The sequence below is a fragment of the Gilliamella sp. B2923 genome (assembly GCF_026536565.1).
GTDB lineage: Bacteria > Pseudomonadota > Gammaproteobacteria > Enterobacterales > Orbaceae > Gilliamella.
On the sequence record NZ_JAFNNZ010000005.1, the window covers coordinates 39,960 to 52,081 of the forward strand.

Annotated in this window: 10 protein-coding genes, 1 tRNA gene and 1 pseudogene; 2 read left to right on the forward strand and 10 right to left on the reverse strand. The window is 29.5% G+C overall.

The window, feature by feature from the left end; all coding sequences use genetic code 11:
* Positions 1–427 precede the first annotated feature (427 nt).
* The 7 genes from J3U42_RS07010 to J3U42_RS07040 all read right to left on the reverse strand — a co-directional run bounded on the left by J3U42_RS07010 (position 428) and on the right by J3U42_RS07040 (position 8,805).
* Positions 428–1,891: a hypothetical protein gene (locus J3U42_RS07010; protein WP_267336061.1), complete on the reverse strand. Its 1,464-nt coding sequence runs from the start codon at positions 1,889–1,891 to the stop codon at positions 428–430.
* A 593-nt stretch (positions 1,892–2,484) separates the two neighbouring features.
* Complete coding sequence (locus tag J3U42_RS07015) at positions 2,485–3,105, reverse strand: carboxymuconolactone decarboxylase family protein (RefSeq protein WP_267336062.1); 621 nt, start codon at positions 3,103–3,105, stop codon at positions 2,485–2,487.
* A 310-nt stretch (positions 3,106–3,415) separates the two neighbouring features.
* Complete coding sequence (locus tag J3U42_RS07020) at positions 3,416–4,642, reverse strand: hypothetical protein (RefSeq protein ID WP_267336063.1); 1,227 nt, start codon at positions 4,640–4,642, stop codon at positions 3,416–3,418.
* A complete protein-coding gene (locus J3U42_RS07025; RefSeq protein ID WP_267336064.1) occupies positions 4,635–5,816 on the reverse strand; it encodes a nucleoid-associated protein in 1,182 nt (393 codons plus the stop codon). Before J3U42_RS07025 ends, J3U42_RS07020 begins: the two co-directional genes overlap by 8 nt.
* A 405-nt stretch (positions 5,817–6,221) precedes the next feature.
* Positions 6,222–6,917, reverse strand: a complete 696-nt coding sequence (locus J3U42_RS07030) for a hypothetical protein (RefSeq protein ID WP_267329513.1) — start codon at positions 6,915–6,917, stop codon at positions 6,222–6,224.
* 565 nt (positions 6,918–7,482) lie between these two features.
* Positions 7,483–8,016 carry a hypothetical protein gene (locus J3U42_RS07035; RefSeq protein WP_220217397.1) on the reverse strand — a complete coding sequence of 178 codons (534 nt, stop codon included), beginning with the start codon at positions 8,014–8,016 and terminating at the stop codon, positions 7,483–7,485.
* A gap of 282 nt (positions 8,017–8,298) precedes the next feature.
* The gene (locus tag J3U42_RS07040) at positions 8,299–8,805 is read right to left on the reverse strand and encodes a hypothetical protein (RefSeq protein WP_267336065.1); all 507 of its coding nucleotides are present in this window, start codon (positions 8,803–8,805) and stop codon (positions 8,299–8,301) included.
* Between the two features lie 169 nt (positions 8,806–8,974).
* On the opposite strand from J3U42_RS07040, the gene J3U42_RS07045 reads away from it, so the two are divergent.
* Positions 8,975–9,298 (forward strand): YnfA family protein, encoded by a 324-nt coding sequence (locus J3U42_RS07045; protein WP_220217399.1) that lies wholly within the window; start codon positions 8,975–8,977, stop codon positions 9,296–9,298.
* A 1,013-nt stretch (positions 9,299–10,311) separates the two neighbouring features.
* On the opposite strand, the gene J3U42_RS07050 is transcribed toward J3U42_RS07045, so the two are convergent.
* The 3 genes and pseudogenes from J3U42_RS07050 to J3U42_RS07055 form a co-directional block, all read right to left on the reverse strand.
* On the reverse strand, positions 10,312–10,908 hold the full coding sequence (locus J3U42_RS07050) for a hypothetical protein (protein ID WP_267336066.1): 597 nt from the start codon (positions 10,906–10,908) through the stop codon (positions 10,312–10,314).
* A gap of 93 nt (positions 10,909–11,001) precedes the next feature.
* Positions 11,002–11,223 (reverse strand): annotated as a pseudogene (locus J3U42_RS12410) (P22AR C-terminal domain-containing protein); the annotation flags it as partial.
* Positions 11,224–11,450: 227 nt separating this feature from the next.
* Positions 11,451–11,527: transfer RNA gene (locus tag J3U42_RS07055), tRNA-Ile, on the reverse strand.
* Between the two features lie 216 nt (positions 11,528–11,743).
* Between J3U42_RS07055 and J3U42_RS07060 the strand changes: the two genes are divergently transcribed.
* Complete coding sequence (locus J3U42_RS07060) at positions 11,744–12,103, forward strand: DUF4156 domain-containing protein (RefSeq protein WP_267329506.1); 360 nt, start codon at positions 11,744–11,746, stop codon at positions 12,101–12,103.
* Positions 12,104–12,122 lie beyond the last annotated feature (19 nt).

Below are 12,122 nucleotides of genomic sequence, written 5' to 3' on the forward strand. Positions count from 1 at the left end.
AATTCCGAAATTTCGATAGGTTACTAAATTTTAAGATCTTATCATCAACAAGTTTGTGTTAATAAGACCTTTTAGTTTGCTAAAAATAACGCAAAAAATCGTTTTAAATATTAATTGAGTAGATTATTCTTCGATAATTGAGATTTTATATTTTATTAAATAAATAAACTAACTTTTCCTAAAATCTATCTTGAAGCCAGAGGCTGAAAAAAGATAATGTACAATTTGTGTCAACAGCAAAGCAAATAGCTTTCGGTGATAAATAGGAATGATTGAATTGATTTAAAACATTCTCTAATTACTTTTAAATGATAGCGTTGATAGTTAATTATCTAATAATACAACAAAATTAAAAAGGGGGTATTATTCTCCCCCTTTTTGACTGCTATTAAAAATGATACTTCTGGAAATATTTTTTAAATTTTATTTAAGGTGAAACACAAATCGCCTGAGTAAATTGAGTTTTTGTACCACTTATTGAATCACCTGTTACATCCACAATAAAATGTTGATTTGGAATTGGACTTGGGGATGGTGAACTGGTCCAAAAAGCAAATGGAGTCCAAGCATCGCCATAACCTCTATTTTTTAATGATCCCCACTCTGAAATCAATCCACCATTTATTTGTCTAATTTTCTGTTGACCATTTCCAGGATAGCCGCCTTCCCACCAACCAGGAATATTACCGTTAGTCAGATCTGACACAGTCGGCAATCTATAATTTGGCAAGCTTGCACAATAATTTTCAGCGTTATTATAATTGTTTTCTACCATATCGATACCATTACTATCCGCTTGAGGAATAAACCAGTGGCGCAATTTAAAACGATAAATTGGAATAGTTTTTGCTTGGTCAGCATAAATCGTAAATTGTGTTGGCACAAAACTCATTTTAGATGAAGGAGAATTAGAGTTTGGTCCTTTTAACTTCACTACGGCCACCCCTTTAGATTCACTGAATTCTAAATCAACATTAGAATTGTTAGGCACTTTGCTATAACTAAGTTGACGGTAATCTTTAAGCCCGGCAACAATCAATTTGAAATTAAGATCATTGGCGCCTGTTGCAGGAAAATTAGTTTCAGGATTATTAACATCTTGAACTAAAAAAACATTTTTATCTGAATCCCACTGACCAGAAACACCGTTATTTTGTGTTAATGTTTTCGGTTGAACAAAACAAGTATAAAATGAACTTGAACCAACATTAAGGAAATAATTATCATCAAGATCACTAAATGTTGTTGAATCTGGAACACCATATTGAGTCTTAATGCTACTGTTTTCGATATGTAAATTGATATAATATGGCGCTAAACATTTGTCGACAGCATCAGTCCGCGCAACATTTTGACCTAGAGAATTTGTAATTCTCATAGAAATTTTACCCGTCCCTGCATTTACCAAATCACCATCATCATCGCGACCATAATTATAAGGTGCTTGCAATATCGTACTGAAATCGATTGATTGTACTTTATCACTATCCATAGAAGAGCTAACCGGAACGATTGTTTGTATATCAGCAAAGGTAGCAATACTATTTGGAATGGAAATAGATAAGGGATCATTATTAGTATCCTTGGGTGGCTGATTATATTTAACCTCTTGACCATTTTCCATATAACTTATCCAAGATAATGCTTTAGTATCTGTACTTTTTGTTTGACCATTATCAAAAGTTAAGTAAGGTGCAGTACCATTAATAAATTTTGCTGTTTGGTTTGATAGTGCGGAAACAGAATTAGCAACGATGCTTAAGGTTAAATAACTTGATAAATAAAAAAGAACGGTGGTATATTTTCGCTTTCTGATATGTCTAACATGAGGTGAATATTTTTGATTAATGCTTGAAATATCTGAAGACTGTGTACAACTTAATGCTATCATGAATTACTACTCCTTTTGATTCTCTTTATGTTTTTTTTTGAATTAACAAGATCCATCTCGAGGTAGTACTAAAACGATTTGTTTGACATAAGAATAGGATATGAGCAAACCTGAAATCGGTTTCACAATAATAAATTAGATAAGGTAGTTTGTATCTGAATTTTATGTAAAGAGTTGTTAAGAATTTTACGACTTTGTAAGGCATATCAAACAGATAAATCTAGATAAGGGAAGTATTAATTTGACAGATTAGATTTAATTATTCTAACTACGAAAATTAAAATATTTTCGATCGTAGGCTAAAGTAATCCTTTACATTTTTGGGGTTTAGAAAATTCGTTTAATTTTTGGTAATCTTCTTCTAATGTAATCTTCTTCTAATAAAGATATGAATGACCAATAAAATATTTAGCATAATTTACATTAGGTTCGCCCTTGCCATATATATTATTTTTTTCAAATTCAGATTGACTGATTATTTTCATAATAACTATCCTCGTCAGGAAATGATTTAAGGTTATTCGTGTAAAAGAACTTATTCTGTGGAAAATGGGCATATTTAATATTGATATATCCATTTAATTATAATTTTTTTATTGGCCTTTTACTACACGGTTAAACCGTTCAAATTCCATTTCACCAATTTTTGATTTTAAAATATTAGCAATGGCATCTAATTTAGTAAAAGATACCCCGACATTTTGCGCAATTTGTATATGAGATTTAATCTGACTATCGGCACCAGCCAATGTTGATAGCGCAGCTAATGTCGCAATCTCTCTATCTTCATAACTTAAAATATCTCGACCAAAAATATCGCCAAAAAGATGGGCTTTTAAAAATTGATCGATAACAGGTGAAAAATCCATAATGCCGCCTGTAACGGGTTTGCCAACAACTTTTGTTTGAATTTTAGTCCCCAACTCTAAAGCGCTTATATTAGTGGGTAATGGCGCTGACGTAGAACCAACTGTGTCAGTAATGCCTTCTCTTTGACGTTCTTCAAGCAGATCTTTGAAAACACTCAGCCCATTTAAACTCCTAGGAAAACCAACGTAGGCATAAAGCTGAACTAAAATTTCTTTAATTTCATTAATGGTTAACCCTTGGTTTAAACCATCAATTAAAGCTTGTTTTAATCCAATCATATCGCCCTTAGACATAGAAGCGGAAATAGTCACAATTGATCCTTGTTTTGGTGTTAAAGTATTCATAGCATTTACCTTTGCATAAATAGTTAATACTGTAATCGGTTACTTTTTCTAACCACCCTGGATGTTTACAAATTTGTGTGCCTAAAAATGATAGATGAGTTATTAATATTAGAGCCAGTGCATATAAAACATTAATCTATCAGGATTTGTTTTATTTTTGCATTTATATGATTTTTAATTCAATATATCTCAAAATAAACTATATTAAATTACCTTATAAAGAGTTTGATAATTCACTTGCTTATCGACAGGTAATTCAACTTAGTACGCAGCCCTATGAATAGGATATTTACTTGCATTATGACAAACTCTATTTTTCAAAAAAAATTTTATAAAGTTCATCTTGATTATTAAAATAAAGAACAATCCCTCCAACTATTAGCATTATAAAATTCATGGCATTTACTAATATCAATCGACGTTTAACTTTGGTTATTTTATCAGATAATTTTGTACTAGTATCACCAGCTTCTTTATAAATTTGTGTTCTCTTCTCTAAAATTTGAAAACGCTTAAATGATTTTTCTAAACTTGTATTTAACTCATCTAATGAATCTTTATATGATTGATTTGAGACAAATGTAATTATGAAAATCATAAATAATCCAATGATTACTAACGATCCTATAAGAAGATTACCTGCTTTAATTAATGCCGAGGCAGCAATAAGAGCACCAGGTATTGCATAAGCCTTATTTTGAGTTGAGGAAATAATATCATTTATTTTTGAAGTATATTCGATATATTTGCTTTCTATTTCAGATAACACTTTATCTATAGAAAATTTTTTCGTATATAAATCAACTAAATCTTTATAACGCTTATAAATTTGTTTGTCTTGTTCGATTATTTCAGTTAATACACATTTATTATCAACAAAATCTGAAATAGCAACTCTCAATATAGATTGCCTTTCCGATGTCATGACATCATCTACTTCAATAATATTTAAAAGTTCACTTACAAAGTCAAAATTAATTTTATTTATTTCTACTATTTCATCTATTATAGATAGATTGTTAGATGGAATAATAATCTCAACTTCTTTTATGTTATTTTTATCTGGAACATAATAAATACACTTATCATAAAAAGAATATCTTGATATATTATTTATTAGCCTACTCCATTTTAAAAATAAGTTGATTTTTTTAATAATAGGTTCAGGCATTAAGAATGATATCATGCCTTTATTTACTCGCTCTCCGCCATCAAGAATAATGTAATAAGGCAATTCATGATCCAGTGAAGATGCTTTTACCCAAAAGCTGTCTAACGTAGGAAAAATCACAGTATTTTCAGCTAAATCGCCTTTTTTTATTGGAAAGCTAACTAGATTATGAAATGAGGAATAATCTAATTCTTCACTTTTAACCCCAAAATCCCTTAAAAGTTCTTTTAAATTTTCACCATTGACATTTTGCCCCAAAGAAATCTCAGCCCATCCGCCCTCGATCTTAATTCCACAAGATGACAATTGCGCAAAAAGATACTTTAGTTTCTTTATTTCATCTTGAGTTAATATATCTTTATTCATTTTTACTTACACCAAAGTAATCATTAAGATTTTTAATATCATTTTCATTTAACTTAATTGTTAGAGTGCCATCCGTTTGGTTATAAGTGATTTTTTTGTTTTCTTTATTATTTATACCTAAAGCACTATAAGAAATGTGACAACAATAATCTTTTTCTGCATCTTCCAATGTTATCGTTTCAAAAATTTTCTTAGATGATGGAGTAGGTTCAAAAAATTCATTAATCTTATAATCCCTAGATGCAACAAAATCATTAAATTTTCCTTTAATTGTTTCATCATCTAATGTGCTATCTATAATATTTTGAAAATTTTCTATCGATAATTTCCTATCAGCTTTTCTTTTTAATGTATTTTCCAATAATTTTGATATTGCTTCTTGAACATTATCTTTATCTCTCTTTTTAACATTAAAATGTTTCAAAAAATCTATAACAGCGCATTTAACCTCGTCAATACTTAGAGTACTATCAAGTGTTTCGTTACACCCTAAAGCTCTCTTAAAGAAGTTACTCGTTGATTTACCTGTGATAAACTGAAGGTAAGGCTCTCCTTTATTATCAGGATAAGTAGCATCAAATAAAGTTAAATCAATCATTGCAGCCTGTCTCAACGAATCCAAGTTAATAGTTGAAAACATTTTTGGGATTAAATCATCATCAAAATTAAACCCATTATTATTATCAACCATCAAAATAAACAATCTACCTAAAGAATCTTCTTCACTTTCAATATTGTAATGAATAAATATTATGGAACCTCCCTTTTTGCTTCGCCTATCAGCATTAGCCTCGGAACAAAGTTTTTCCATTATGGTTGAAACTAGTGATTCAAATTCTAATTCTTTTTTTGAATATTTAGATAAATTAACAGCTACACTAGTATTAGTTATACTTTTATAGATGTAACTATGATTTTTTTTATGTCTTTTGAATTTTTCATCTACTTTAGCGATGAATTCCAAAATATCGTTATCTGTTAATTTCCATAATTTACCAAGTATAAAGCTAAAATTAGCATTTTCTCGCTTCAGATCTGCTGTAATAGCAAATTGAGGCAAATATTCAACCGCTCCTTGTTCTATTGATGAATCATACCCACAATCACTACAAACACCATTAACATCTAAATCACTATTACAATTGGTACATGTTTTTTTAAAAGCATCTGTCATATTGTTTATCCCGAATAATTTAATCAATTAATTATAATATAAACAATAAATAACCCTTACATGATAATAAATACAGCTAACAGTACACATATTCATTTTTAAAAAATATGATGAAATTTACCTTTTAATTGGATTAATTGATCTACGAAAATTTAATTCAAATAGGACACAACTTACTTCATCGAGTTGTTGCATTTTGAACTAATGTCTCTATTCACAGGCAATACGCTATGCGAATTATTTGCTATTGGTTTGGATTGTATATGTGAAGAAGCCCTATAAAATTACTCTATTGTGACTTCTGTTATATGCTTAAGACAATGTATACTGCTCTTTTCTTAAAAGTACTTATCTAGAATTGATCATATAAATGATAGATAAAATTAAAGCCCGAAAGGGCTTTTTTTATTTATGATTGAAATTTCTAAATACTTTATATTGAATAAATTGATTAGTTGCTTTTATTATTTCTAACTCTGCACCTTTGTATCTTATAATTTTTGACTCTGATAAATCATATTCAACATTATTGGAAAATGCAGGACGAGCAATATCGTTATTAAATTCTCGATACCCTATGTTAATTTTATTACCAACCTTACCGTTATAAATCAATGTTTGCTGGAATCCATCCTGACTCGTCACATTAACCTTTTTATAAGTAAACTGTTTATTATTCTCACAAAAATCAGTCCCTGTTGGAAAAGATATACAGACTTGATTCTTAGATGAATCTTTACTAACTCTTATACCTACCGGAGCCACAGCAACATTGAAACTTTTCACAATAGAATTACCGTTTACACTTCTTATCGCAAAAAATAAATATTTTTTATCTTCACCTAACTTTGGATAATCGCCTGCATCAATGATATAAGAGTACCAAAATTTATTAACTTGAGTTGTTACTGGAAAAGATATCACATCCATTGTTTTAACGTTGCCTTGACGAACCATGTCATCACCTACATACGTGGTTGTAACTACATTAAGATCAGGATAGCTTTTTTGAGTAATTTCTGGCACATAATTATATTTAACATCGCTCACACATCCGACTAAAGCGAAACCAATTAAGCCAGCTAGTAAAATCTTTTTCATACCATTCTCCATAGTTTTTGATAATGGTATGTTATTTAAAGGTTTGGGGCAATAAAAAACCACTCGAAAGTGGTTATTTACTTTTATTTATTAATTTCACTGACTATTCTTCCATGATTTGTAGATCAAAAAATGCGTCCATTTTACAGATATAATTAATTTTTATTAACCACATGAGGCAATTGTGATCAAGCCCTGTGGCAACACCAATGCCTGCACGCCATTGAGTAAATATTGCCTTTATTAATTTAAAATATATGAATTAAATTGCGATATTCTAGATATTCATCTGCGTAATCAACTTCTTTTAGGTAGAATGCCGAGACCTCATCGTTTGACGGCTCTTAAGTATATAAAGTATCGGCAAGATCACTAAACTACAGAAATTATTATTAATCCTACTGGTGCCTTATTACTAACTTGAGGTTCTGTTAGTAATGTCTAGCCAATAATAATCACAATAGCCAAAACCAATTATCTAACATACACAAATTCAGTCCAAAAATTTTATAGATGATGTAATTCTTTTTTGACTTACATCTAAATCAGATTTTCATATTAGAATCTAAAAATACATTAAAGAATACTTTGTATTAGGTATTTCTTTAATTTTGATTTCTTCTATTTTGGTAATGAGGTGTTTATCTTTTTTAAAACCATCTTTTAAATTTGATAACTTATCTTCGCTAAAATATTCTGTTTTAAAAACACCAATACAATTAATATTCTCACTATTTTTTTTATCAACGGCATTTTTTACTTTATAAAAGTCATCAACCATTTTATTAAAGCATGTTATAAAACTATCATATTGCTTTATTTCAGTATAAAACTCATTACCACTTGTGTTATAAAAAATAGTAAAATCAGGAATAATTTTTCCTTTTTTATTAGTATGAGAATATTCTGCTGTCCATGTAAAAGGACAATAGTTGAAAAATTTTTTCTTCTTAAAATAACATGCCAATTCGATTTGGAACCATTTTTCAAAGTGAACAAAATTAAATTCTGAAATAATATTTAATTTATTTTGGAAATCCTCTTCTTTAATGAACTTGAACACTAAAGATTTCATCGGATTAGTACGGTATCGTCCCATGATGCGCCTACAAAATACACTTCCTGCGTGTAATCATAATAGCATATATTATTTATCCATCAAAACTATCTTATACATATTTCTGTGAAAAAACTTGAATATAGGTTTTCTTGTCAATCTAATTTATAAAAAAGAGCTGGAATTAATATATTTCATTTTCCTGACCTGCGACATACTTAGGCAAGTTACCATGTACAAACATACACACCACTCGAAACATTAAAAAATTTACTGGAAACTATATATCTAATTCAAGCTATTTTCTATCTATAGCATTAATATCTATTTTATATCTTCGCTATTTTGCTTATTGATTAACAAACAAATACCACTTCTAATCGCTTTAATAAGAATTAACAAAATATAGCCACAAATGCTTGAAACGCTTGGCAAAATTGATAATAACATAAAAGCAAGCCCATTAAATCCCCAACTATTGTCATTATTCTCAAAATAAGCCACCAATATAGCAAACCAAATAAAACATACAAAAATACCAATATATAATCCAAGAAAAGAAGTTAGTTTTTGAGTATTTGGTTTGGTGAAGAGTTTTATTAGCATCGACAGAAATAAAATCACTTGAACGGTTAGAGTAGCAACTAAAAAAATAATAATAAAAGGATCAAAATTTTCAGAATAACTATGAAAACCGCCTCTACCGAACTCCATGGAAATCCTAAAGATTATGAACATAAGTACATAAAAAAAACCGTGTGCATAAAATAAGTTACGATCTTTGAATAGAAAATGAATCATTCCTAATTCACAATTTTTTTTTACAGCCATAAATCAATCTTCCCTTTAATTTATTAATTTGATATTAACATTAGTTAATAACTAACTTCCAATTTAAACTTTGAAAGTTTATAAAATAAAACAGAAATAATGTTCAAACCAATCTAAATTTGTTTATACTAAACTCAATTTTATTAATAATGATAATAGTAGTTTAATTATGATAAAAATTATCATATTATTTATATTTACCGCTTTAGCTGAAATTTCAGGCTGTTATTTTGTTTATATTTGGGCTAAAAAAGTGGTTTCTGCCTGGTTTCTAATACCGGCTGCATTAAGTCTTATGTTATTTGCTTGGCTACTTACTTTACACCCTGAAGCTAGTGGTCGAATTTATGCAACATATGGTGGTATTTATGTGGTAACATCTATTATCTGGCTTAAGTTAGTTGATCATGTCAAATTATCAACATTTGATTTAATTGGTGCCATGATTATCCTACTCGGGACCCTAGTTATTATTTGGGGTTGGAAAACATAAAATTAATTTTTAATTAAATTAATATACCCTACTCTTTTAACAAAAATATAAGCATACTCCATTATATTCACTGTATTGCATTAGTAAGAATTTACGATTGTTGCAAATTTTTTTGGTATTAAATAGTTATTTTTTTCGCGAATTAACCGGTTTTATAAATTCACTTTTCTTGATTAAAAGGCAATTTAACCCATGCTTTTTATATCTCTCCTTAATTGTAAGATTAACAAAGATGACAAAGTTTATTAATCTATTTTCAGTAACTATATAAAATTAAAAGAATAAAATTACTTTGAATTTATCGGATTAGATTATTATAAAATATGATTATAAATAATTTGTTAACTACATACTTTTTGAGTTGATGGTTCCTACTGGACTTGAACCAGTGACCAATAAATTATTAACGTTTTAATTGCTTCAAACGTGTCGGAAAATTCCTTACTTTACTCAGTATTGCTGTACATTGAAGACTTATACTTACCAAGAAAACAAGCTAAAACTCTAAAGCTTAGAACTACATCACCAAATTTTTTATTGCCTCCAAGTAAATACTCCTTAACCTTAGTCAAACAATCGGTAGCTCACTTGGGCGACCTATTTTTTCTTTTCGCCCTTTGTCATATGCTACCTTTAAAAATAAAAAGCCACACAAGACGACTGTTGATTAAATATGCAGTTATTTTTTATAACTGCTCGTGAATTTTTTAAAGTTTAGGTGTAAAAGCTTATATTTTGTTGCCACTCATTTGAAACTGTTACTTAACTTGATGTCGTCTACATGCTCTTGTTCTCATAAAATTACTCACATATGAATAATACAAAGCCCATCTATTAAGTGAGCTTATATTTTATGCGTTTGAAACCGCATTATAGTCATATATATCAATTTAAACTTTCAAGTGCTTTGTTTTCTAAACCGCACGGTCTCCAGTGAAATGTTTCCATAATTTTGATTTCTCTAGACATGAAAAAAGCCCGCCGGAACGGCTTTTAACAAAAGAGTTTAATATTTAATTAAAGTTATCATTTTTTATAAAAGAAATCCGAACAATACCTATGTTATTTATGCTGTTTTCCGCTTTGATTACGGATATGGCGATTTTTAATTCAGTATCGATATTATCTTTGTACGTTTTTTCTGAAATTATACAGAGTTCCTCTTCTTCACAAATGGGGTTAATCCAAAAATTATTATAAGGTTCAACGTTTTTGTGAGCTGAACTCGAATAATATAATTTATCAAATTGACTAATATACGAGTTATATAACGATATAGCTTTTTCACCTGTTGAATCATAGTTAGTATCACTATCAAGTCTCGGTGAGGAATAGTAATTATTATTATGAGTATAACTAACTAATCCACCATTATTTTTAAATACAACCGTTTTAAAATCCAGCTCAGGAAAAGAATCGGATTTAATTGAATAATACTGAAAATTATGATCCTCACTTTCATCTCCGTAAGAAATATCAACCCCCATATGCTTTACATCATCAACACTCATTCCCCATTTCAGTTGGTTTGGTAGTTCAATTTTAGTTTCTTTTTTATTGCAACCAATGCTTAGAAAACAAAACAGAATTATAAATAATTTTTTCTGCATACCATCTCCTTAATTTTTCATTAATGGTATGTTATTTAACGAGTTAAAGCAATAAGAACTACCCTTAGGTTGTTTTATTTTTATAATAATTGATTATGCTAATTTAGACATTTTTAACCTAATGATCGGTAAAACTCTATTCCAATTATCGGCTATTCCTTTAGGTTGTATATGCTCTGTTTTTCGTTCGATTATTCTTCTAGTATCATTTAAAGTTCGCTTATATTCACGAGCTATAGAGTAAAAAGTTCCGCTAAAACTTGAATTAATCACACGTAATACAGGCTCTATCGATTCTATTTGATATCGCATTGTTTCAGCAGTTTTATATAACTTGCTAAATCATATAAATCTTCATCTGATAAGCCAATTCTGGGTGTAACCCGCCAAGCCACTTAAAGGTTTCCTCAATCTACTAGCTGGTAAATCTTGATAACGTGGGATTTTGAATTGCTGGAGAAACTTTGAATAAACCTTTGATGTCTTTCACCTGCTCGGTAAGTTTACTCATTAACAGTTTGTTGACTATATATTTTTGGAGTTGGTGGCCCCTACTGGACTTGAACCAGTGACCAATCGATTATGAGTCGACTGCTCTGACCAACTGAGCTAAGGGGCCTTTTTGAGGATCTACTGACTTGGTAGGGTTGCGATTATAATGGAGAAAATTTTAATTTGCTACAATTAATTAACTAAATGGGTTGATTTGGTTAATTATTAAACTGTAATTTAATGCATTCTAATCATTAACAATAACTGATACTTTTTATTTTATTAAACTGATACAATAACAACGCTTATCATTATTTATCGTTTTACTGGTTGAGGAAATATTATGTCTATAAAAAAATTACTATTTATCGGTGCGGCTTTTTCAAGTGCTTTATTTTTAAACGCCTGTAGCAATTCTAATTATCAACTCACATCAGCAGGCCAACACGTTCAATTTATTGATACTAAACCTGCGGCTAGCTGCCAATTTTTGGGTAAAGCTGAAGGCCGCCGTAATACACTTTTTTCAGGTTTAAAAACACATAGTGAGCTTATTCGTGATGCAGCAACCGATCTTATGAATAAAGCTGCGTCAATGGGTGGTAATGTGATTTATAACGCTCAAGATGCATCATTACAATATGTTTCAGATATAGCGCCAACAGATGCAGTGATGACTGGTGAAGTGTTTAGTTGTAAATAAACAATCGTAAAATGAAAAA

What these genes read in the sequence shown, in the direction of transcription:
- J3U42_RS07030 (WP_267329513.1), bottom strand. Translation starts at nt 6,917, where the DNA reads ATGAAAAAGATTTTACTAGCTGGCTTAATTGGTTTCGCTTTAGTCGGA.
- J3U42_RS07045 (WP_220217399.1), top strand. Translation starts at nt 8,975, where the DNA reads ATGATAAAAATTATCATATTATTTATATTTACCGCTTTAGCTGAAATT.
- J3U42_RS07060 (WP_267329506.1), top strand. Translation starts at nt 11,744, where the DNA reads ATGTCTATAAAAAAATTACTATTTATCGGTGCGGCTTTTTCAAGTGCT.
- J3U42_RS07040 (WP_267336065.1), bottom strand. Translation starts at nt 8,805, where the DNA reads ATGGCTGTAAAAAAAAATTGTGAATTAGGAATGATTCATTTTCTATTC.
- J3U42_RS07050 (WP_267336066.1), bottom strand. Translation starts at nt 10,908, where the DNA reads ATGCAGAAAAAATTATTTATAATTCTGTTTTGTTTTCTAAGCATTGGT.
- J3U42_RS07020 (WP_267336063.1), bottom strand. Translation starts at nt 4,642, where the DNA reads ATGAATAAAGATATATTAACTCAAGATGAAATAAAGAAACTAAAGTAT.
- J3U42_RS07010 (WP_267336061.1), bottom strand. Translation starts at nt 1,891, where the DNA reads ATGATAGCATTAAGTTGTACACAGTCTTCAGATATTTCAAGCATTAAT.
- J3U42_RS07015 (WP_267336062.1), bottom strand. Translation starts at nt 3,105, where the DNA reads ATGAATACTTTAACACCAAAACAAGGATCAATTGTGACTATTTCCGCT.
- J3U42_RS07035 (WP_220217397.1), bottom strand. Translation starts at nt 8,016, where the DNA reads ATGGGACGATACCGTACTAATCCGATGAAATCTTTAGTGTTCAAGTTC.
- J3U42_RS07025 (WP_267336064.1), bottom strand. Translation starts at nt 5,816, where the DNA reads ATGACAGATGCTTTTAAAAAAACATGTACCAATTGTAATAGTGATTTA.